This is a genomic window from Micromonospora sp. PRAS1 (assembly GCF_059553435.1).
Genome location: NZ_JCANNB010000001.1, coordinates 1 through 22,938 on the forward strand (window position 1 = coordinate 1; position 22,938 = coordinate 22,938).

At 70.1% G+C, this 22,938-nt stretch carries 11 protein-coding genes and 1 pseudogene; 5 read left to right on the plus strand and 7 right to left on the minus strand.

Going from position 1 to position 22,938, the window contains the following annotated elements; translation table 11 throughout:
* Positions 1–582: NAD(P)-dependent oxidoreductase (locus AC507J_RS00005; protein WP_496286909.1), on the minus strand; the 582-nt coding region annotated here is incomplete at its 3' end.
* Between the two features lie 75 nt (positions 583–657).
* Here AC507J_RS00005 and AC507J_RS00010 point away from each other — a divergent pair.
* Positions 658–1,029: a MerR family transcriptional regulator gene (locus tag AC507J_RS00010; protein WP_496286911.1), complete on the plus strand. Its 372-nt coding sequence runs from the start codon at positions 658–660 to the stop codon at positions 1,027–1,029.
* 329 nt (positions 1,030–1,358) lie between these two features.
* Positions 1,359–2,204, plus strand: coding sequence for a type IV toxin-antitoxin system AbiEi family antitoxin (locus AC507J_RS00015; protein ID WP_496286912.1), 846 nt, complete (start codon positions 1,359–1,361; stop codon positions 2,202–2,204).
* A 157-nt stretch (positions 2,205–2,361) separates the two neighbouring features.
* On the opposite strand, the gene AC507J_RS00020 is transcribed toward AC507J_RS00015, so the two are convergent.
* The 3 genes from AC507J_RS00020 to AC507J_RS00030 all read right to left on the minus strand — a co-directional run bounded on the left by AC507J_RS00020 (position 2,362) and on the right by AC507J_RS00030 (position 6,558).
* Positions 2,362–3,039, minus strand: a complete 678-nt coding sequence (locus AC507J_RS00020; RefSeq protein WP_496286913.1) for a hypothetical protein — start codon at positions 3,037–3,039, stop codon at positions 2,362–2,364.
* 128 nt (positions 3,040–3,167) lie between these two features.
* On the minus strand, positions 3,168–4,532 hold the full coding sequence (locus AC507J_RS00025; protein WP_496286914.1) for a CE1 family esterase: 1,365 nt from the start codon (positions 4,530–4,532) through the stop codon (positions 3,168–3,170).
* Between the two features lie 385 nt (positions 4,533–4,917).
* Positions 4,918–6,558 (minus strand): hypothetical protein, encoded by a 1,641-nt coding sequence (locus tag AC507J_RS00030; RefSeq protein WP_496286915.1) that lies wholly within the window; start codon positions 6,556–6,558, stop codon positions 4,918–4,920.
* 173 nt (positions 6,559–6,731) lie between these two features.
* On the opposite strand from AC507J_RS00030, the gene AC507J_RS00035 reads away from it, so the two are divergent.
* The gene (locus tag AC507J_RS00035) at positions 6,732–9,473 is read left to right on the plus strand and encodes a hypothetical protein (RefSeq protein WP_496286916.1); all 2,742 of its coding nucleotides are present in this window, start codon (positions 6,732–6,734) and stop codon (positions 9,471–9,473) included.
* A 69-nt stretch (positions 9,474–9,542) separates the two neighbouring features.
* On the opposite strand, the gene AC507J_RS00040 is transcribed toward AC507J_RS00035, so the two are convergent.
* Positions 9,543–10,841 carry an NYN domain-containing protein gene (locus AC507J_RS00040; protein ID WP_496286918.1) on the minus strand — a complete coding sequence of 433 codons (1,299 nt, stop codon included), beginning with the start codon at positions 10,839–10,841 and terminating at the stop codon, positions 9,543–9,545.
* Between the two features lie 88 nt (positions 10,842–10,929).
* On the opposite strand from AC507J_RS00040, the pseudogene AC507J_RS00045 reads away from it, so the two are divergent.
* Positions 10,930–11,820, plus strand: a pseudogene (locus tag AC507J_RS00045) (DUF817 domain-containing protein); the annotation flags it as partial.
* A gap of 31 nt (positions 11,821–11,851) precedes the next feature.
* On the opposite strand, the gene AC507J_RS00050 reads toward AC507J_RS00045, so the two are convergent.
* Entirely contained in the window at positions 11,852–13,213 is a 1,362-nt protein-coding gene (locus AC507J_RS00050) for a fibronectin type III domain-containing protein (protein ID WP_496286919.1), read from the minus strand.
* 149 nt (positions 13,214–13,362) lie between these two features.
* Positions 13,363–16,974, minus strand: a complete 3,612-nt coding sequence (locus AC507J_RS00055; RefSeq protein WP_496286920.1) for a fibronectin type III domain-containing protein — start codon at positions 16,972–16,974, stop codon at positions 13,363–13,365.
* A 429-nt stretch (positions 16,975–17,403) separates the two neighbouring features.
* Here AC507J_RS00055 and AC507J_RS00060 point away from each other — a divergent pair, with 429 nt between their 5' ends.
* Positions 17,404–22,869, plus strand: a complete 5,466-nt coding sequence (locus AC507J_RS00060) for an ATP-binding protein (protein WP_496286921.1) — start codon at positions 17,404–17,406, stop codon at positions 22,867–22,869.
* The last annotated feature ends 69 nt before the right edge of the window (positions 22,870–22,938 follow it).

Sequence of the window (22,938 nt, forward strand, 5' to 3'; positions counted from 1 at the left end):
TACGGCGGCACCCTGCACGAAGCCGTTCAGGATGCCCCACATCAGGCCCAGCACGGCCACGTCGTACAGCGCCGACAGCCCGGGATCGTCGCCGACGTGGATCGCCGGACCGAGGCGGCCCAGCGTCGAGGCGTACCGGTCGAAGACCGGACGCGGACCACCGTAGAGGAGGGCGGCCCGGTCGCTGCCGATCTCTGCCGGGCCGGCCATGATCGCACCGTCCAGGTAGCTGCCGCCCCGCTCGGCCACCCACTCGGCGGTCTCGCGGGCCGCCGCCGAGTCGCCCGAGGTCAGGTTGACCAGGAGCCGACCCTCCAACGCCGCGCCGAGCGGTTCGAGGATCTCCCGTACCGCGTCGTAGTCCGAGACGCAGACGACCACGAGCGGACTGGCCGTGAGCGCGGCCTCGGCCGAGTCCGCAGATCGGGCACCCTGGGCGACGAGGTCGGTCGCCTTCCCCGCCGTACGGTTCCACACCGTGGTCAGATGCCCGTCTGCGAGCAGGGCCGTGGCCAGTGCCCGGCCCATCAGGCCCAACCCGAGCACGGTCACCGGGGTACGGCTGCCATCGTGGTCGTGCATCATCTGCCCCCTCGAAATCCGGTCCTGATGGGTATCGTCAACCTTCACATCGATATGAAGGTCAAGGGAGCCGCTGTGCTGATCGGGGAGTTGAGCCGACGGACCGGCGTCAACCCGCACCAACTGCGCTACTACGAGAGTCAGGGCCTGCTCGAACCGACACGCGGCCCGAACGGCTACCGGGAGTACGCCGAGGACGCCGTGCTGACGGTGACCCAGATCCGGCGGCTCCTCGCGGCCGGGCTGTCCACAGAGGACATCGCGTACCTGCTGCCCTGCGCCACCGGCGAGGGCCCCGACCTGGAGCCCTGCCCTGAGCTGGTGGCCGCCCTACGCGCCCGCCTGCACGCCCTGGACGAGCGCATCAGCGCCCTGACCCAATCCCGCCGCACCCTCCACACCTACCTGACCGCCACCACCCCGCCCCACCCCACCCCATCCCCCTGACCCCGCCTACCCCCGCCTGCCCCCGCCTGCCCCGCGCGATCTTGCACTTTCCGTCCCCGCATAGCGGGATGAAAGCCGCAAAAAGGCGACACGGAGTGCAAGATCGGCGAAGCCGGCGGGGTGGGAGTGGGGCGACACGGAGTGCAAGGTCGGCGAAGCCGGCGGGGTGGGAGTGGGGTGGGGCGGAGTGCAAGATCGGCGAGGACTTGGCGGGTGGGGCCATAGCACGGATGGGCGGCGGGCGGGGGTTATCCACAGAAGGGATGGTTGTCCACAGGGAGGCGGGGTCGGGGTGGCGCGTTCGCCCGGGGGCGGCGGATGGTGCCGGGGTGACTGCTCAACTGTGGCGAGTGGAAGATCTGATGCGGACGCTCAGCGCCCGACGGCTTCGGACTCGGCTGGGTCGGGAGGAGTTGCGCCGCGTGCGTCGCGGTGTCTACACCGATCAGCCCTTCGACGACGAGGACGAGTTGCGGGCTCTCCTGCTCTGCCTGCCGGAGGGCGCCATGTTCGCCCGGCAGACGGCGGCCAGAAGGTACGGCTTCGGCGTGCTGCGCGACGATCTCGTACACGTCCAGGTGCCGGTCAACGTGCCGAAACCACGGCTGCCCGGTCTGGTTGTGCATCATTCCGTGTTGCCGGTGCAGCCAGTGTTCGTGCAGGGGCTGCCGTGCGTTCCGGCGGCACGTTGCGCTGTCGACCTGGCGCGTACGGTACGGCGGCTCGACGCGCTTCCCGTGCTGGACTGCGCCCTGAGAACCGGCGCGGTCACTCCGGATGACCTGCTGGCTGAGGTCGGCGTCCATCGAGCGCTACGCGGCGTGCGGCAGGCGCGCGAGTTGGTGCCGTTGGCCGACGACCGGGCGGAATGCCGCCAGGAGAGCCAACTCCGGTTGGTGCTGCTGGACGGGCGACTTCCGCCACCCGAGCCGCAGTTGTGGGTCCACGATGCGTACGGCTTCCCGCGCTATCGCCTGGACCTGGGCTACCGCGAACGCAGGATCGGCATCGAGTACGACGGCGCCTCCCACCTTGATCGGGAAAGTCTGCGCTACGACCGGGATCGCATGAACTGGCTCGACGACCAGGGCTGGCGGATGCGCTACTTCACCGACCGCGACCTCTACCGCCGTCCCGCCCACATCGTGGCCACCATCCGCGCCGCCCTCTCCTGACTCCCCCACCCGGTCCGACTCCATCGATCTTGCACTATCCGTCGGGACAAAGTCCCCCTTTCGGACATTTCAGCGACCAGAAGTGCAAGATCGAGAGGGCGGAGGGGGGTGGAGGGGGGCGGAGGGGGAGAGGGGGAGAGGGGGCGGGGGGCGGGGGTCAGGTGGGGGTGGGGGTGGCGCGGAAGATGATTGTGTAGGTGAAGGAGGTTCCGTCCACCTGGAAGGCGTAGCAGCCTGGGCCGGTGACCGTGGTGGTGGCCGGCAGGTCGGTGTCCGGGCGGGTCAGCACGGCATGGTGCCCGCCGTCGCGAGGCTCACCGAGGTAGGAGAACTCCACCGAGGCGGCGCCCGGCCCGTCGATGCGCCCGGCCCGCACCAGCACCGATCCGGTGTAGCCGGCGGAGAGCCAGCGAAGCTTCACGGTGTAACTGCCGTCCGGGTTTCGGTGGCCCTCCCGCAGGGGCAGGGCGTTGCCGGGAAGATAGTCGGCGACCGGGTAGAGCGGGCCAGGCCCGAGCACCCGGCTTGCCTGACCGGGGTTGGCCCAGGGCTGCGGCTCGGCGACCGGGCAGGCATCCCCCGGCGCCAGTCTGGGCAGCCGCAGGGGTGGGGCCGGGAACTCGCCGGGCAAGGCGGAGGCCGGGGAGCCGGGAGGCGCGGAAGCCTGCGGGGAGCCGGGCAGCGGGGAGCCCGAAGGCGGGGAGCCGGGAGGCGCGGAAGCCTGCGGGGAGCCGGGCAGCGGGGAGCCGGTCGGGGCGACCACGGGTGTGCCGTCGCAGGCCGTCAAGGCCCACCCGAGCGTCACTGCCACCGCCAACTGGGCACGTCTCAGCACAGTCCCAGTATCGACCAATCTGAGCGGCGCCGCTGCCCACCGCCTGGTCCGTCCGGCCGGTGGTGCTGGCCGCGCTGCGCCCGACCAGGGGTGACGCCCGGCCTGGAACGTCACCCCTGGGTACGGGATCAGGCGATGGTGCAGGTGGATCCGTTTAGGGTGAACGAACTCGGTCTGCCGCTGTTGCCGGTGTGGGTGGCCTGGAAGCCGATGCTTACCGACGCGCCGGCGGCGATGGTGCCGTTGTACGACACGTTGCGCGCCGTCACCTGGCCGGAGTTGGGCGAGTAGCTGGCGTTCCAGCCGCCGGTGATGGTCTGCCCACCCGGCAGCGTGAAGACCAGCGACCAGCCGTTGATCGCGCTGCTACCGGTGTTGGTGATGGCGATGTCCTCGGTCAGGCCGTTGTTCCAGGCGTTGACCGTGACCGCGACCCGGCAGGCACCGGTGCCGCCGGGCGGCGGGGTGGTCGGGTTCGGCGGCGGGCTGGTCGACGGCGGGTTGCTGGCGCCGAACTGGGTGAAGAAGTTCCAGGTCTCCCCGGGCAGCCAGGTGCGGGAGCCGCTGTCGCCGGGTGCGCCGTCCTGCGGGGCGGCGATGTGGCCGCCGTCGAAGGCCGCCCAGACCACCGGATACCCGGCCCGGCATCCGGAGTAGGTGGTGGTGCGGTGGGTCAGGCTGCCCCCCGCCGGCTCGGGCGGGTTCTGCGCGGCGCAGCCGTTGTTGCGTACGAACCGGTCCCGCAACGCCCGGCCGGAGGTGATGTTGTCGCTGATGCCGTGCGCGCCGAAGTACGCGATCGGCTGCGTGCCACCGCTGCATCCGCTCAGTTCCCGGGGTGCGCCGTAGACGGCGACCGCACGGAACACGTTCGGCCGGGCGCAGGCCAGGGCGTAGCTCATCGCGCCGCCGTAGCTGAACCCGACAGCGAACCGCTGCGTGGTCTCCACACACAGATTGGCCTCGATCTGGCGGAGGATGTCGTCGACGAATGTCACATCCGAACCGCCGGAGTTCGCCCAGCCGTTGCCGATGCCCTGCGGTGCGACGAAGATCGTGCTGTTGTTCGCCAGCCGCTGCAAGCCGTAGTACGACCACACGTCCCGCTGCACCGTCTGACCGGTGTCCACGTCGACAGCCGTACCACCCCACCAGTGGAAGCCGAGCACCAGCCGGTATGGATGGTTGTTGTTGTAGTTCGCCGGGATCCGCAGGATGTAGCTCCGCGACTGCCCGCCGCTGGAGATGGTGCGGGTACCGCTGGTGAGCCCCGGTGCCCGACCGCAGCCGGCCGTCGCGGCCAGCGTGCCGACCTCGTTGGCCGCGACGCTGTCGGGGGACGCGGAGGCACTTGAGTGGCCGGCCAGTGCCGTGCCGCCCAGTCCCACTGCGAGCAGGGCCGCGAGCGCAGCCGACCCGAAGAGGGACCTCGGCCGGAGCTTCACCCGGCCGCCGTCGGCGGAAGTTCTGGGGACGGACGATCGTAAGCGCATGATGGTCTCCTTCGGCGTCACGGCGACGCGAGGACGGCGCGACACGCCGTCGATGGTGGTGGAATTGCGCGGGTCTCGCGCCAGGCGCTGCCCGCGACGGGAGCCGCCCGGCGGACATGGCCGCTGCCGGATCGACGCCCTGACCGGGGTGCCCGGAGATCCCTCAGCCAGCGGTTCGGCGACCGGTCAGATCGGGTCGGTCGACCGCCACGGGCGGTGGAGCGTGCCCTGCGCCCCTACCGGGAAAGGTATCGTGTTAGCGATAACATAGCAAGATGTAAATGCGTTAGCTCGCCCGCCTCGCCGACGCCGGGCCGCACACGCACTCGCGCCCCGGCACGCCCGATTTCCGGGGCACCGGGGCGCGTGTGCGCGTCAGGGGCGATCAACCGATCGCGTACGCCCGGATGATCGTCACGTCGGTGTAGCCGCCGTTGGTGACGGCGACCCGGGCTTGCAGCGAGACCGCACCGGAGGCCGGGTTGCCGACGATCGCGGTCCACTTCCCGTTGATCTTCTTGACCTTCACCGAGCGCCAGGTCTTCCCGCCGTCGAACGACGCCTTGGCGGTCACCGTCTTGACCTTCGGGTTCTTGCCCAGCTTGGTCTCGGCGTACATCTTGGACCGGTTCAGCTTCAGCTCGACGTTTGTGGTGCTGCCCGGCTTCGCCCGGTTGTGCAGGTCCAGCCCGGCCGGCAGCATGGCGATCCCGTAGACGGGCGCGACCACAGCGGTGTTCGGCTTCGCCTTGAACTTGTAGGTGACGCTGGTCTTCGGCGAGAGCATCCCGGCCGGGAGGGTGACCTCGGGGTAGTACCGGGTCGCCGTGTTGGTGAGCTTGTACCAGCCGGCCTTCTTCACCTTGTAGTTCAGCTCCGTCTCGCCCGGCTCCCAACCCCGGTCCTTGACCGTCTTGACGGTCTTGCCGCCGAAGGTCAACGTCGCGGTCGCCTTGTCGCCGCCCTCGACGTTGCCGCGCGGGTAGCCGGGATCGGCGAACATCTCGTTCAGCGAGTAGCTGATCCGGCCGTAGACCGTGGCCGGCACGTACGCGGACGGACCCCAGGCGGAACGGTAGAAGTTCAGGCTGTACGACTTGGCCGCGACCAACTTGCGCGGCGAGTAGTAGTGCCCGATCACCGGTGAAGAGCCGTCCTTGGCCGTGCCGGAGCTGTGCACCGGGAAGTCCCACTTGCCGGCCGATACCTTGATCTTCGTCCGGTACGGCTCGTTGCTGTTCACCAGACCGTGGTACATGTCGCCGCACGGGCGGTCGATCGGCTGCACCGCCAGGCTGCTGTAGTCACCGACGGAGGGGCCGCGCCGGGAGGTCACGTTGACGGTGGCGAGCGAGGACTGCTTGATCGTCCGCGACGGCTTACTCGGCACGCCGGTGGTCGCGTACATCACCGCGTACTGGGTGGAACCGGGGTAGCCGGAGCCGTCGGCCCAGGTACGCATCGCGGCGAAGGCGTACTTCTTTGACGAATTCGGAATGACGTAGACGGTGCCGTTGTGATCCGAGCCCTCGACGGAGTAACTGGCGGAGTCGGACCTGGTGCAGATCTCGACAGTGGTCTGCGCGTAGAGCGCCGGGGCGGGTGCCGGGCTGAGGCCCACCGTGACCTTCCTGCCCTTACGCGCGTCCACGGTCGTCCTGCTGGTGCCGGAGACCTTCACCGTACGCGCGCCGAGCGTCACCGTGGCGCCGGTCTTGACCGAGGCGAGCACCGCGTAGTTGCCCTTCGGCAGCTTCTTGGGCTTGTTGGACTTCACCTTGTAGCTGGAGTTGGTGGCGAGGTTGACCGCCGTCGCGTTGACGGTGACCTTCTTGCCGTTGCGGTCCAGCGTGGTGAGGGTGAGCGTGTTGCTCGCGGCGACCGCCGGAGCGCCGGCACCGAGCACGATGGCCGGCACGAGAGCCGCCGCGAGCACCTTGCTGGCCGTGCTGCGGCGGAACCGGAACGACGGGCCCAGGCTGAGCCTGGCCCGGGTAGGCAGAGAGAACAATTCCACGATCCCCATGGGTGGAGGGTGATCCCGGCGTACGACAACGACGGGAGATTGATCGTAGGTCAGGTTCGACCGGCCGCGCTGTCCCGTTTCCCCCGCTGCGATCAGCGCACACGCTCGTCGTACCGGTGTGCGATCATGCTGGCCTGGCGTCCAGCGACGCCGGTCCATAATGGGGGATCTACATGCCTACCTATTCGGGCATTCATCGTTTTCTGACGCTGACAACGGCGACCGCACTGGGCATCGGCACGGCCGTGGCCGTCGCCGCCACCCCGGCCGCCGCCGCGGTGACCGCGCCGACCGACCTGAAGAACGCCGACCAGCCGTGCGCCTCCGTCGCGCCCGGCCCCTACCTGAGTCCGGATCGGCTCAACGCCGCGCAGGCGGTGGTGCTGAAGGGCACCTTCGACCGCACCGGCTCCGGCGCCGATCTGCGGGCCGATTTCCAGGTGTGGGACGTCGCCGACCCGGAGCACCGCCAGCAATGGCTCCGCACGGTCGGCGCGCAGAGCAACGAGGTCTACGTCCAGCTTGAGGACCGCGACCGGCAACTGGACGGCGTCACGTACGCCTGGCGGGTGCGGGTGCTCGACGGCGCGCAGGCCGGGCCGTGGAGCGACACCTGCCACTTCACCGTCGATCGCAGCGGCGGACCGGCGCCGGTCGTCACCTCGGCCGAGTACCCCGCCGGCAGCTGGAACGACGTCGGTGCGATCGGCATCCCCGGCGTGTTCAAGCTGACCGCGGCGGCCGACGACACGGTCAGCTACCGGTACCGCTTCTACTCAGGTGAGGCGGGCGGCGACGACGACTACTCCACTGTGGAGGCGGATGCGCTCGGCGGGACGGCCACCATCCGGTGGACCCCGCAGGTGGCCAGCTACCACGCGCTCACCGTCTACGCGGTCGACCGGGCCGGCAACTGGTCCGAGCGGACCGTGCACGAGTTCTCCGTCCGGGAGACCCGGCCGTCGATCTTCTCGGCGGCGTACCCGGACTACGGCGCGAACCTGGACTACAACGTCGGCGTGCCCGGTGCCTTCGAGCTGAGCAGCAATCTGCCCGACACGGTCTCCTTCGGCTGGCGGATCGACGACGACGGGCCCTCCGGCACGGTGCCGGCGGACGCCGACCGCAAGGCGACTGCCATGATCGCCCCGACCCGTGCCGGCCGGCAGACCCTCTACGTGCACAGCATCACCCGCGACGGCACCGCGCACCCCGCCCGCGCGTACCCGTTCCTGGTCGACGACGGCCCACGGCTCACCGGCGACACGGACCGTGGTGTGGTCCTCGGGTCATCGCTGACCTTCCACCTCACGCCACGGGCAGCCGACGTGCGGGCGTACCTCTACTGGCCGGAGTACTCCGGCCTGGAGGAGCGGCCGATCCAGAAGATCACCATTCCGGCCCGCGCGGACGGCACGGCCGACCTCACCTGGACGGCCACCGAGACCGGCCTTTACGGGCTGCGCTTCCAGAGCCGCAGTGCGGACGGCACGCTATCGGAGCCCCGCTGGACCTCCGTCTCGGTCGACGGGGCGGAACCGACGCTGACCCGCACCGGCGGCACCGACCTGGGCACCACGGCCAGCTTCACGGCCCGCACCCGGATGGTGAACGTGGACAGGTTCGTCGCCACCCTGAACGGCGATCCGGCCACCGAGAAGGTCGTCAAGCCGACCGCCGACGGCAGCGCCACCTTCACGTTCACGCCGACGAAGGGTGGCCACACCTACGTCCGCGTGTTCGCCCAGAACGCCGCCGGGGTGCGGACGGAGGAAGGTGGCACCTCCTGGACGGTCCTCGACGGCCCCCGGGTCACCTCGACCGACTTCCCCACGACCGGCAGCGGCCGGCTCGCCGAAGGCACCTTCACCCTGACGCCGCGCCTGCCCGGCACCACCCGGTACGAATACTCGATCAACTACGGCACGTTCTCCACAATCGCCGCCGACCCGAGCGGTACCACCACGCTGACCTGGACGCCTGGCTGGGAAGGCCGGCAGAGCCTGGTCGTACGCAGCGTCACGGCGACCGGCACCCGCTCCGGCAACACGGTGTACACCTTCACGGTCGAGGCTCCCGGCGTCACCACGGTCACCTCGGTGACACCGACCACGCTTCCCGCCGGTGCCGTCCGGACGATCACCATCAGCGGCACCGGTCTGCATCCGCGCGACAGGATCGAACTGGCCCCGGCCACCGGACCGGTGCTCACCGCCACGGTGAAGACGGTCTCGTCGGCAGGTACGACGACGACCGCCGAGGTGAACCTCGCCTCGGCACCGACCGGCCCGGCCACGCTGACCCTGCGCCCGTACGGTGCGGCTGATTCGCTGGTGCCGGTCGGCACCGTCACCATCGCTCCGCCCCCGGCGCTGCGCGTGGTGAAGCAGCCGACGATCAGCGGCACCGTGGCGGTCGGCAACACCGTCAAGGCGAGTCCGGGCGAGTGGACGCCCACGGCGACGTCCTACAGCTACCAGTGGCTGGCGAGCGGCAGCGCGATCAAGGGCGCGACTGCGCCGACGTACAGGATTCCCGCTTCGCTGCTCGGCAAGCGGCTCACCGTCACCGTGACCGCGAGCCGCAGCGGGCACACCGCCGCGAAGGCCACCTCGGCCGCCACGGCGGCGGTCGCCAAGGGCAAGGCGCCAAAGGCCACCAAGAAGCCGAAGATCGTCGGTACGGCCAAGGTCGGCCGGACCGTCAAGGCCGACGTCGGCGCCTGGTCGCCGAAGGCGGACTCGTACCGGTACGAGTGGCGGCTCAACGGGAAGCTGATCAAGGGTGCCACCGGTCGCACGCTGAAGCTCAAGTCCTCGATGCGGAACAAGAAGATCACCGTGACCGTGGTTGCCCGCAAGACCGGGTACGCCGACGGCCGCGCCACCAGCAAGGCGGTTACCGTCCGCCGCTGATCCACTGCGTTTCGGCGAAGTGGTGGTATCGGCAGGGCCGGTCACCGCCACTTCGCCGGAGCGACGGACTCAGTCGTGCGCGGACGGCGGACTTGGCTCCCGGTTATCGGCGGCGCCCAGCCAGGCGCGGACGATGGCGATCTCCTCGTCGGAGAGGGGCAGTTCGGCGGCCTCGGCGCGGTTGAGGACGTTGTCGAGGAAACCCGCGCCGATCTCGGCGGCGGTGGGTGGTGGCTGGCGGTGCAACGGGGCGCCGCCGAACGACGTGCCGCGCACGACGAACGCGACGGCGTTGCGGCTGACCGGTACGCCCTGGTCGCGTAGCTGGTCCCGGCACCAACTGGTGCACTGGGTCAGGTTGAACCGGTGGGACTGGGCGTAGTCGGCGAGCGTCTGGTAGATCGCCGGCCACCAGGACTCGGGCAGCCGGGGCAGGTCCAGCTGGTCGACCAGGCGCTCGACGGGCTCCGGGAACGCGCTCAGCGGCGACGTGGCGGCCGCCCCGGGGGCCTCGTGGCGGCTGTCGTCCCAGAGCAGATGCTGCGACATGCGCAGATTCGGCAGGGCCAGGCTCTGCACCGCCCGGGCGAAGCTGCCGAAACCGAACCAACCGCTGGCGCTCACCGAGCGCCCCAGTTGAGTCCGCAGCCGGTAGGCAAGCGAGGCCATGTTCAGCGGCTCGACCGCCGCGTCGTACTCGTGGGTCACGACCGAGCGGAATTCCTCGTACGCCTCGCGCTGGTCGGCGGCGGCCACCGCGCCCTCGCCCTCGAACTCGGTGCTCACCTCGTCGGTGGTGTCGTCGTCGAAGTCAACCGACTCGCCCTGAATCAGCGCCAGCAGATGCTGGCTGCCCAGGACCTGGTCGGCGATGGAGGTGAAGGCCTCGGCCGCGTCGGCCGGCGAGACGATCATGGTGCGACGGTCGGAGCGGCGCAGCCGTTGCAGCAACGGCGTCATGTCGGAGTCACCGGAGGCGATGACGAACTCGTCGTACCGGGTGTCGGCGGTGAGCGCGTCGAGGGCGTCGACCACGATCCTGATGTCGGCCGCGTTCTTGGTGCCGCTGTAGCGCGGGCAGTCGATCACCTCGAAGCCGGCCCGGACGAACGAGGGCCGGAACCGGGAGAAGAAGAGGCGGGGCTGCTCACCCGTCGAATCCGGGTGGAAGACCCAGCCGGCGGGGTTGAGGTAGCAGCGCAGCACCAACCAGCGCCGGGGCGCCTGGGTCGCCGAGGTGGTGGCCAGCTGGCGCAACCACCCGCCCGGATCACTTGCGAACTGGACCGCCACCTCCGGGTCCAGCTTGTAGAGCCCGCCGAAGACGTTGTCGAAGTCGAGGTAGAGCGCCGCTCGGGTGTGGCTCATGACGGGAACCTACCAACGTCGGACCTGCGTACGGTCACGCCACCACCGGCGGTCGGCCCGTGGACCGGCGGCGATAGCGTCTGGGTCGATGCGTACCCCTGGCGAACCGGCCGCCCTCACCACGGCCGAACGCGCGATCGACGCTCGCTTCCACGCGGCCCTGGCCCGGCTGCCCCGGCGCGGACCGGCCGCCTGGCTGACCGAGTTCGTGGTGTTCGGGCTCAAGCAGGCCTGGGCGTGCGTCTTCGGCGCAACGATGCTGGCGGTCATTCTCGCGGCGCACCTCTGGTACCCGACGGAGGCGGCCCTCGCCCGCAACGACTTCCTGACGCTCGCCGCGGTCGTCATCCAGATCGCGATGGTCGCCGGGCGGCTGGAGACCCTGCGCGAACTGCGGGTGGTGATCCTGTTCCACCTCGTCGGCACGGTCATGGAGGTGTTCAAGACACACATCGGCTCGTGGACCTACGAGCCCGACGGCCTGCTCCGGATCGGCGGCGTGCCGCTGTTCAGCGGCTTCATGTACGCCGCGGTCGGCTCCTACCTGGTCCGGGTGAACCGGCTGTTCGACCTCCGGTTCACCCGGTACCCGAGGCGGTGGCTGACCGCCCTCGTGGCGGTGGCGATCTACGTCAACTTCTTCACCAACCACTACGTCCAGGACGTCCGATGGCTGCTGATCGCGGTCGTCGCGCTGGTGTTCGGGCGCTGCGTGATGCAGTTCCGGATCTTCCGGCTCCGCTGGCGGATGCCGCTGCTGCTGGCCTTCCTCCTCGTCGCCTTCTTCATCTGGTTGGCGGAGAACATCGCCACCTGGTCGAACGCCTGGCTCTACCCCACCCAGCTCGACGGCTGGCACCCGGTCTCGCCGTCGAAACTCGCATCCTGGTTCCTTCTCATGATCATCTCCGTGGTGCTTGTCACCTGGGTCGCGCCGCCTCAGCCACCCGAGGAACGGCAGCAACCGCAGCTGGCACCGGACCAGTCGGCCGCCGGCTGACGCGCCCGGGTCAGAACGAGGCCACCACGGGCCGACGTCGCCTGGTGACGACCAGCAGGAGCGCGCCCGCGACCACGCTCGCGGCGCCCAGTTGGCCGAGGGACCAGGCATCGGCTCCGGTGACCGGCAGGCCCTCCTTCGGCGTTCCGGTGGCCGGCGGCGACCAGGCGCTCTGGCCGGCACCGGGTACGTCGACCGCGGCGACCTCGACCTCGTACCGCACACCGCCGCGCAGTTCCTTGATGAACGCCTCGCGCTTCGCCGAGTCGACCTCGCCGGCGGGGACCGAGGTCCACGGTTCCGTCCCGACTGCCCGGTAGCGCACCACGTACGACTGCACCGGCACGCCGCCGGTGTCCGGCGCGGCCCATCGAACCAGCAGCGCGCAGACCTTCGGAGTGACGGTCGGCTCCGGCATCGCCAGCGGGGTGTGCCGGACGGTGAAGAGGATCGGCAGCGCCCCACCCGGACCCGCCGCCGACAGCGCGGTCACGGTGTAGGTCACCGAGGTACCGTCGGGCACCGATTCGAGGCTCGGGTCGACGAACTGCCGCACCCCGGCGCCGACGGTTCCGAGGACGGTTTCGGGGCCACCGCCCACCGACCGGGCGATCCGATAGCCGGTGACCAGGCCGGCGTTGTCGGTCGGCGGCCCCCAACTCACCACCCCGGCGTCGCCGTCGAAGCCCATCCGTACCTTGCCGTTTGTCGGCGTGCTGGGCACGCCGATGAAGATCTGGGCGATGGGTTCGTTCGCGCCACCTGCGTCCGTACCGGCGAGGCTGATCACGCGGTAGTAGACGTCGGTTATCCCGGTGGGCAGGCCGGTGACGGTGTCCACGTAGCTGGCCCCCGTCTGGGTGGCAACGATGACGGTGAACGGGCCGGTGGCACCGATCCGCCGCTCGATCCGGTAACCGGTCAACAGGGCGGCATTGACCTCGGGGCCGGTCCATCGAAGTGTCACCCGGTTACCGCTGGTCGTGACGTCGATGGTGGCGGGTCCACTCGGCACGTTCTGGTAGATGGCGGACGGAATCGCGGTGGTCGAGGTGATCTCCGTCGCGCCGGCGAGCGCCACGATGTTGTAGGTGAAGAGGTGCACACCGGTGGAGACGCCGGTCAGCGGGTCGGTGGCCGACCTGGCGTTGGGCCCGACGCTGGCGACCGGGGTGACCACCGCGCCGTCGACACGGTCGACGCGGAAGCCGGTGAGAGTGGGATCACTACCGCTGATGCTCCACGTGATACGCACGTCGCCGGTTGCTTGCTGGGCTGCTGTCGCGCCGGTGAAGGCGAGGGGCGCCGCAGCCTGTGCCGGCGAACCGAGGAGCAGGAGCAGGGCCAGCGGCGTCAGGGATGCCAGCAGCATCGCTCGGGTACGAAATCGTACGGTTTTCATGCCTTCCCCCGTCATTGGTGTGCCGCGCAGAGGGGTGCACGAGCCCGAGCCGCGCGGCCCGGAGCTTCCATCATGAGAAGCTCCGGGCCGTTTGTCCCGATTTTACCGTTTACGGGTCATTACGTGGCCACAGCGATCGGGGCGGTGAACGCGGAGCTGCCCGCCGCGTTGAACGCCTGGATTCGGTAGTAGTAGGTGACGCCCCGGGTCCGACCGGTGTCCGCGTAGCTGCGCGCGGCGGCCGGCAACGTGATGGTCGCCAGGTTCTGGGTGAAGGTCGCGTTCGTGGCGCGTTGCAGGGTGAATCCGGTGAGCTCGCCGCTCGTACTCTCCGCCCAGGTCAGGTTGATCGTCGCGGTGGAGCCGACGACGACCACCGACCCCTGGAGATTGGTGGGCGCGGGCGGAGGGGTGACGGTGGTGGTCACCGATGCGGTGTTCGACCAGGGTGAGGCCGCGCCGAGATAGGTGGTGCGGACCCGGTAGTAGTAGGTCGTGTTCGCGGCGACCGTGGTGTCGGTGTAGGTGGTCACGACCCCGAGGGTGACGGTGACCAGGCCGGTGGTGAACGCCGCGTTCGTGGCCCGTTGCACCTCGACGGCGGTGGCGTAGGACGTGTTGATCCAGTTGAGCACCACCCGCAGTGGCGTGCCGGCCCCTAGCGTGGCCGTCAACCCTCTCGGCGCGATGAGCGCCACGCTGGCCGACGCGGTGTTCGACCAGGCCGAGTACGCCACCGCGTTCTCCGCGCGCAGCCGGTAGTAGTAGGTGACCGAGGGGACCACGGTGGAGTCGGTGTAGGTGGTGACGCTGGCCGCCAGGTTGACGGTCACCAGCCCGGCGGTGAAGGCGGCATTTGTGGCCCGTTCCAGCACCAGCCCGGTTGCGGCGGGCAAGGTCGCGTTGTTGGTCCAGGCCAGCACGATGGCCGGACGCACGGTCGGCGAGCCAGGCGCAGCGGTGGCGGTCAGCCCGCTCGGCGCGGCCGGGGAGACCCGGATCGTCATCGGCCGCATCATGTCGAAGTCCTCGTGACCGAGCAGGTGGCAGTGCCAGACGTACTCCCAGCCGAAGTCGTACGGCACGTTCGCGACCACTGCCGGATCGCCGGTGGTCGGGTCGACCTGCGCGAACCCGTTCGTGGTGCCCGGCACCTGCGTCGGGTCGAGCAGCCGTACGCTGTCGCCGATCTTGAAGGGCAGGGTGTACGGGACGGCCGGCCGCATGGCGACGATGGCGTCCTGCAACGGGTTCATCCGCACCGTCTCCTTCCAGCCCAGTTCGTTTGGGTCGGGCGGAGAGTAGGCACCGTCCCAGCCGACCCGGTTCACCAGCTGGACGTTGAAGTAGTGGAAGTGGATGGCGTGGGTGTCCACGCCGTTGTGGGTGACCTTCCACAGCTGGGTGCCGTCCCCGGTCGAACCCACCGGCGTGGCCAGGTTGGACATGTGGAGAATCTCGGTCGGCGGATTGATGTACGGCAGCGGGATGCTGGTCTGGATGAACGCGCTGGTCTTCGGCAACTCGGTGCCCAGGTTGGCGTTCATCCGGCCGTAGGTCGGGTCGAAGTCCTCGACGATTGCCTTCGGGCCGAGGTCCAGGGTCACCGGCCTGGTCCCGCCGATCGGGGTGAAGGTGATGTCGGTGGCCTGGATCGGCACGTAGGTGTTGCTCGGGATGTGGAGCCCGAACGCCTCGTTGTACGCGACCTCCGGCACGATCGGCAACGGCTGACTCGCGCCGTACGCCTGCGGCAGCCGGGCCTCGAGCCGGGCCAGGTCGAACGGCGCGGCGGGGGTACCGCCGACCCGGAACTGCATGATCGTCCGAGTGTTGGGACCGTACCCGGGCAGCGTGCTGGGCGCGCCGCCGGTGTCGGTCTGGTCCGGGTCGCCGGTGTAGTAGTCGTACCGGGGATCGAAGCCGGGGATCGGCGCCGGGCAGTCGTTGTAGAGGATGACGTTGGTGCCCGGGGGCACCGAAGAGAAGTCGACGATCACGTCGGCCCGCTCGGCGGGGCCGAGCAGGAGCGAGTGGTCGGTGACGTTCAGGACCGTGATCGACCGGCGGTTGTAGTCGTAGTTGATCGGCTGCGGCGGGATCACCGCGACGTGCGGCAACAGGCCACCCTCGCTACCGATCTGGATCCAGTCGGGTCCACTGGCGGCCGGGTTCGGCACTCCACCCGCACGGCCGTCCGTCGGCCAGGTGGGCGGGAAGTCCGGGTTGGGGCAGGCCTCCACCATCGGCACCTCCCCGGCCGCGCCGTCCCGCAGGGTGCCGTTCGAGTTCCACATGGCGCCGTTGGAGGCGGCGTAGTAGAGCTGGAGGTTGAGAAACCGGTCATTGCACGCATTCAAGATCCGGAACCGGTACGCCTTCGGCTGCACCTGGAGGTACGGGTACGGGCAGCCGTTGATCAGCGGCGTGTCGTGGAACGCCTCCGGCGTCACCGACGGAGTCGGCGTACCGGGTTGCAGCGGCGGTTCCCAGGGCCGGGTCACCGGATCGTAGTAGGGGTTCGGCACCGGACCCTGCTCGATCCCGGTGAACGGCGGCCAGAACCAGGGACCGTAATCCCACCGGCCCATCGGGTTGGCGCCCGCCTCGTTGTACGGGTTCTGGTTGGGCATGTAGACGTGCGGGAACCACAGGTACGACTCGCCGCCCCAGTTGGCGGTGTCCCACGTCGGGTCCTGGCGAGCCAGTTGGGCGGCATCCGGTACGAACGTCTTGTCCTGGATCACGAGCGGGATCTGATCGGCCGGGATGACTCCGTCGGTGATGAGTTGCTGCTCCACCGGGTCGTCGAGCAGGTAGAGCGCCAACTGCCCGGAGTAGACGGTCAGCCGGGTGATCCCCTCGCTGTGGTCGTGCAGCCACATCATCCGGCCGCTCTGCGCGTTCGGATAGTAGAGCGTGACCGCGCCGGCACCCGGCGACGGCATGTCGGGCACGGTCGCGTAGCTGGCCCCTCTGGGATACGAGGTGCTCTCGCCGGCCGGGGTGAACCACTGCAACGGTGTCCCGTCACTTATCCACGGCGTCTCCGAACCGTGCAGGTGCATCACCGTGCGGTTCTGGGTGTACATCTCCGTGCCACCCAGCGGCCCCAGGCCGGCTCCGCCCACTGTCGTGTCGACCGGCAGGAAGAGTTTCCCGGCCGCGCCGACCGGCAACTGGTTGACCAACTTGATCCGAACCGGGCGCCCCCGGTGGGCAAAGATGATGGGTCCGCCGTAGAACGGTCTGGGAGGTGGCGCGATGGTGTTCTGCCCAGTGGCGTCCGTGCCGTTGTTGAGCTGCTTGTAGCCGCGAAGCCGAGTGCCGTTCAGATCCTTGTGCAGCCGCTGCCCGTACTGCTGGACGCCAAGTTCGTAGTAGTCACTTCCGGGATAGGTGATCGTGTCCGGAGTCGCGATCGGCAGGTACTGGCCGAGGTCGTTGAGGTTGTTCCGGCCCGCGCCCGGCAGGCTGTCGACGAACTTGCGGATCCCCGTGCCGACCTGGACGACGCCCCCAACCACCACCGGCAGGGGGCTGTTGGCGAAGTTGGGCACGAACCCGAAGTAGTCCGGCGGCGTAGCCGCCTCGATCACCGCCACTGTCGACTCGTCGTCCGCCGCACCGACGCGCTCCTGGCGCGGGATGCCGGCCGGCGACGTCATGGGCTCCGCGCTCGGACCCGGCGCGTCCGGTCCCGTCTCGGGCGGGTTCTTTCTCCTGGCCATGGTTCACTCCCTCCCCGGCGAGCCGCGACCCCACCACCCCGGCTGCACGACTCGACGACTACTGTCGGTAGGGAGTTAACTACTTCCATTGATCGACAGGTAGCCCGACCACTCCACCTACATGCCCTCTGAGCAGGAAAAACGACAATCCAGCCCGATGAGACCCGAGACGCCGAGTGCGGGTCGGGCGCACCCAGGTAGCGCATTGTCAACGCCGGGCCGATGACTCACTCTCGCTGCGGACCCGACGGCACGATGCCGCCACCCAGACATCGCTGCCAAAAGATTTTGTCGGGTTCCTACAATCGGGGCCGCCCTGGGTTCGGCGATTACGGTATGGCGCGGCCGGGCCGCAGGCAGAAAGGTGATGACTGCCGGGGTTCGACGTCCACCGGCGTTCGTCGTACGTCTACCGGAGGGGTCGGTCGGGTGTTCAGCCGTATCGCCATCGTCAACCGTGGTGAGGCCGCCATGCGGCTCATCCACGCGGTCCGAGAGCTGGCTGCTGAGACGGGAGCGCGGATCGAGACCGTCGCCCTGTACACCGACGTCGACCGTACCGCCACCTTCGTGCGCGCCGCCGACATCGCCTACGACCTCGGTCCCGCGTCCCGGCGTCCGTACCTGAACCTGAAGGTGCTGGAACGCGCGCTGGTGGAGACCGGAGCCGACGCCGCGTGGGTCGGTTGGGGCTTCGTCGCCGAGGACCCGGCGTTCGCGGAGCTCTGCGAGAAGCTCGGCATCACCTTCGTCGGGCCGCACGCGGAGGCCATGCGGCAGCTCGGCGACAAGATCGGCGCGAAGCTGATCGCCGAGGAGGTCGGCGTGCCGGTCGCGCCGTGGAGCCGTGGCGCGGTCGAGACCCTGGACGCCGCGCGGGCGGCGGCGAGCCAGATCGGCTACCCGCTGATGCTGAAGGCGACCGCGGGCGGCGGCGGGCGCGGCATCCGCGTGATCAACAACGAGGCCGAGCTGGCCGACGCGTACGAGCGCACCAGCCAGGAGGCGGCCCGGGCGTTCGGCAGCGGCGTCGTCTTCCTGGAGCGCCTGGTCACCGGCGCCCGGCACGTCGAGGTACAGGTGATCGCCGACGGCCAGGGCACCGCCTGGGCGCTCGGCGTCCGGGACTGCTCGGTGCAGCGGCGCAACCAGAAGGTGATCGAGGAGTCGTCGTCACCGGTGCTCAGCGCGGAGCAGGCGGCCGAGTTGAAGGCGTCGGCCGAGCGGCTGGCCGTCGCGGTCGGCTACCGGGGCGCGGCGACTGTCGAGTTCCTCTACCACCCCGGCGACCGCATGTTCGCCTTCCTGGAGGTCAACACCCGCCTCCAGGTGGAGCACCCGATCACCGAGGCGACCACCGGGTTCGACCTGGTCAAGGCGCAGTTGCAGGTGGCGCTCGGCGAGCGGCTGGTGGGTACGCCGCCGGTGGAACGCGGGCACGCCATCGAGGCCCGGCTGAACGCCGAGGACCCGGACCGCGACTTCGCGCCCTCCCCCGGCCGGATCGCCCGGTTGGACCTGCCCGCCGGGCCGGGCATCCGGGTGGACACCGGCGTCAGCGAGGGGGACACCATCCCCGCCGACTTCGACTCGATGATCGCGAAGATCATCGCGTACGGCCGGGACCGTGACGAGGCGCTCGGCCGGCTGCGCCGGGCGATGGCGGACACCACCGTGATCATCGAGGGTGGCGCGACGAACAAGAGCTTCGTGCTCGACCTGCTCGACCAGCCCGAGGTGATCGACGCCAGCGCGGACACCGGCTGGATCGACCGGGTCCGTGGCGAGGGCCGGCTCGTCGGGTACCGGCACTCCGCCGTCGCGCTGGCGGCGGCCGCCATCGAGGCGTACGAGGAGGAGGAACGCGCCGAGCGGCAACGGCTGCTGGACACGGCGGCCGGCGGTCGTCCACAGGTGCGGCACGCCAGCGGCCGGCCGCTGGATCTCAAGCTGCGGGGCGTCGCGTACCGCACCCGGGTGGCGCGGATCGGCGCGCACCGGTTCCGGGTCGGCATCGAGGCGGGCGGCACCGTCCGTACCGCCGACATCGAACTCGACCGCTTCGACAGGCACACCGGTCAGATCGTCGTCAACGGCACCCGGTACCACCTGCTCACCGGGACACACGGGCCGGAACACCTGATCGAGGTGGACGGGGTGACGCACCGGGTCAGCCGGGACGAGGGCGGCGTCGTGCGCTCGCCGATGCCCGCCCTGGTGGTCGCCACGCCGCTGGAGGTCGGCGCCGAGGTCGAGGCGGGGGCACCGGTGCTGGTGCTGGAGGCCATGAAGATGGAGACGGTGCTGCGCGCACCGTTCAAGGCGCGGTTGCGGGAATGTTCCGTCTCCGTCGGGAGCCAGGTGGAGGCCGGCGCGGCGCTGCTGCGCCTGGAGCCGCTCACCGACGGGACCGCCGAGACGGCTGAGGCGCCGAAGGCCGCCGCGGTCGAGCTGGACCTGCCCACCGTGCACGGCACCGTACCGGCCCCGGAGCGCATCCGGCGCTGCCTGGAGGATCTGCGCGGCCTGCTGCTCGGCTTCGACGTCGACCCGCACGACGACCGCCGGGTGCTTGACGACTACCTCGCCGCCCGGCAGGCCGCCGCCGAGGACGGGCACCGGCCGCTGGCCGAGGAGGTCGACCTCGTCAACGCCTTCGCCGACCTTGCCGAGCTGAGCCGCAACCGGCCCACCGGCGAGGACGGCGGTGCCCACGAGCACAGCGCCCGCGAGTACTTCCACACCTACCTCCAGAGCCTCGACGTCGAGCGGGCCGGACTGCCCGACGCCTTCCAGGCCAAACTCGCCCGGGCGCTCGGCCACTACGGCATCGCCGAGCTGGAGCGCTGCCCCGAACTCGAGGCCGCCGTCTTCCGGATCTTCCTCGCCCAGCAGCGCGGGGCTACCGACGCCACGATCGTCGCGGCGCTGCTGCGGACCTGGCTGCGGGAGCCGCCGCCGGACCAGGCGCTGCGCGAGCCGGCCGGTCTGGCGCTGGAGCGGCTGGTCTCCGCGACGCAGGTCCGCTTCCCGGTGGTCGCCGACCTCGCGCGGGGCGTCGTCTTCGCCTGGTTCGCCCAGCCGCTGCTGCGTCGCAACCGGGCCCGGGTCTACGCCGAGGTACGCGGACACCTGCGCCACCTCGACGCGAACCCGGACGCGCCGGACCGCGCCGAGCGGATGGCGGCGATGGTCCGGAGCACCGAGCCGCTGGTCCGGTTGCTCGGTCAGCGGCTCGTCCGCGACCACCTGGACAACGCGGTAATGCTCGAGGTGCTGACCCGGCGGTACTACGGCAACCGGCGGCTCAACGCGGTGCACACCCGGACCGTAGCCGGCTGCACCTTCGTGGTCGCCGAGCGTACCGACTCCAGTGTGGTCTCCGCCGCGGTGAACTTCGACGCACTGGGTGGTGCCCTGCGCGGGCTCGCCGAGCTGGCGAGCGGTGGAGACGCCATCGACGCCGACATCTACCTAGCCTGGGAGAACCAGCCCGAGGACTTCGACGCGACCGTCGCCGCGCTGCTCGACGTCATAAACGCGCACCCGCTGCCCCGCCAGGTGCACCGGCTCACCACCACCGTGGCGGGTCGCGGCGGCGCGGTGATGCACCACCACTTCACGTTCCGGCCGACAAGTGCCGGGATGGCCGAGGAGCGGCTGATCCGCGGCCTGCACCCATACATCGCGCAGCGGATGCAGCTGGAGCGGTTGCACAAGTTCGACCTGACCCGGCTGCCGTCGGCGGACGAGGAGGTCTACCTCTTCCAGTGCGTGGCCCGGGAAAACCCGTCCGACGAGCGTCTCGTCGCGTTCGCGCAGGTGCGCGACCTGACCGAGCTGCGCGACCAGGACGGCCGGCTGGCCGCGTTGCCGACGGCCGAGGACACCGTCGCCGCCTGCCTCGACTCGATCCGCCGCGCCCAGTCGCGGCGACCGTCGAAGACGCGCTTCAACACCAACCGGATCGTGATCTACGTCTGGCCGCCGAGCGAACTCACCCGCGCCGAGATGGAGATGATCGCCGGGCGGGTCCGCCCGACGACCGCGGGCGCCGGGCTGGAGGAGATCCTGTTCATCGCGCGGCAGCGCGACCGCACCACCGGCGAGCTGCTCAGAGTCGCCGTACGGATCTCGTTCGACGCCACCGGCGGGGCGGAGCTGACGATCAGCGAGCCACCTGTCGAACCGATCGAGCCGCTCGACGACTACCGGCTCAAGGTGCTCCGGGCGAGCAGCCGCAACACCGTCTACCCGTACGAGCTGACCCGCCTGCTCGGCGACTTCGTCGAGCACGACCTCGACGACGACCACGCGCTGGTCCCGGTCGACCGGCCGAAGGGGCACAACAGCGCGGCCATCGTCGCCGGTGTGGTCAGCACGCCGACCTCGCGGCACCCGCAGGGCATCACCCGGGTCGTGCTGCTCGGCGATCCGACGAAGTCGCTTGGTGCCCTTTCCGAGCCGGAGTGCCGGCGGGTGATCGCGGCCCTGGACTTGGCCGAGCGGATGCGGGTGCCGCTGGAGTGGTACGCCCTCTCCGCCGGGGCCCGGATCTCCATGACCTCGGGCACGGAGAACATGGACTGGGTGGCGGCGGCACTCAAGCGGATCGTCGAGTTCACCCAGGCCGGTGGCGAGATCAACATCGTGGTCGCGGGCATCAACGTCGGCGCGCAGCCGTACTGGAACGCCGAGGCGACGATGCTCATGCACACCAAGGGCATCCTGGTGATGACCCCGGAGTCGGCGATGGTGCTGACCGGCAAGCAGTCGCTCGACTTCTCCGGCGGGGTCTCCGCCGAGGACAACTTCGGCATCGGCGGCTACGACCGGGTGATGGGCCCGAACGGGCAGGCGCAGTACTGGGCGCCGAACCTGACCGCCGCCCGGGACGTACTGATGGCGCACTACGACCACACGTACGTCGTACCGGGCGAGGCGGGGCCGCGCCCGACGACCACAAGCGACCCCACCGACCGCGACATCTCCGACTACCCGCACGTCGTAGCCGGCAGCGACTTCACCACCGTCGGTGAGATCTTCTCCAGCACGGCCAACCCGGAGCGCAAGAAGCCGTTCGACATCCGTACGGTGATGCGGGCGCTCGCCGACCAGGACCACCCGGTGCTGGAACGCTGGGCGGGCATGGCCGACGCGGAGACGGCGGTGGTGCAGGACGTGCATCTCGGCGGCATCCCGGTGTGCCTGCTCGGCATCGAGTCCCGGGCGGTCCCCCGGCGTGGCTTCCCGCCCACCGACGGCCCGGACACCTACACGGCGGGCACGCTCTTCCCGCGCTCGTCGAAGAAGGCCGCGCGAGCGATCAACGCGGCCAGCGGCAACCGTCCGCTTGTGGTGCTGGCGAACCTCTCCGGCTTCGACGGCTCACCCGAGTCGATGCGGAAGCTGCAACTGGAGTACGGCGCCGAGATCGGCCGGGCGATCGTGAACTTCCGCGGTCCCATCGTGTTCTGCGTGATCTCGCGCTACCACGGCGGGGCGTTCGTGGTCTTCTCGAAGGCGCTGAACCCCAACATGACAGTGCTGGCCCTGGAAGGCTCCTTCGCCTCGGTGCTCGGCGGTGCGCCGGCCGCTGCCGTCGTCTTCGCCGGCGAGGTCAAGTCCCGCACCGCGGCCGATCCACGGGTACGCGAACTGGAGGCCCGGGTGGCGTCCGCAAGCGGTGCCGACCGCGCCGCGTTCACCGCCGAACTCGACGAACTCCGCTCCTCGGTGCACGCGGAGAAGCTCGGTGAGGTGGCCACGGAGTTCGACCGGGTGCACAACATCCAGCGTGCCGTCGAGGTCGGCTCCGTCGACGCGGTCATCCGCGCCGCCGAACTCCGCCCCCGCATCATCGAGTCCATCGAAACCCGCATCTCCCCGTCCTGACCTCCCCTGCCCTCATCGTCGATCGAAGTTGTTGCCCCGGCAGCGCCTGCCGGGGCAACAACTTGATGA

What these genes read in the sequence shown, in the direction of transcription:
- AC507J_RS00030 (WP_496286915.1), bottom strand. Translation starts at nt 6,558, where the DNA reads ATGGGGATCGTGGAATTGTTCTCTCTGCCTACCCGGGCCAGGCTCAGC.
- AC507J_RS00050 (WP_496286919.1), bottom strand. Translation starts at nt 13,213, where the DNA reads ATGCTGCTGGCATCCCTGACGCCGCTGGCCCTGCTCCTGCTCCTCGGT.
- AC507J_RS00040 (WP_496286918.1), bottom strand. Translation starts at nt 10,841, where the DNA reads ATGAGCCACACCCGAGCGGCGCTCTACCTCGACTTCGACAACGTCTTC.
- AC507J_RS00055 (WP_496286920.1), bottom strand. Translation starts at nt 16,974, where the DNA reads ATGGCCAGGAGAAAGAACCCGCCCGAGACGGGACCGGACGCGCCGGGT.
- AC507J_RS00025 (WP_496286914.1), bottom strand. Translation starts at nt 4,532, where the DNA reads ATGCGCTTACGATCGTCCGTCCCCAGAACTTCCGCCGACGGCGGCCGG.
- AC507J_RS00035 (WP_496286916.1), top strand. Translation starts at nt 6,732, where the DNA reads ATGCCTACCTATTCGGGCATTCATCGTTTTCTGACGCTGACAACGGCG.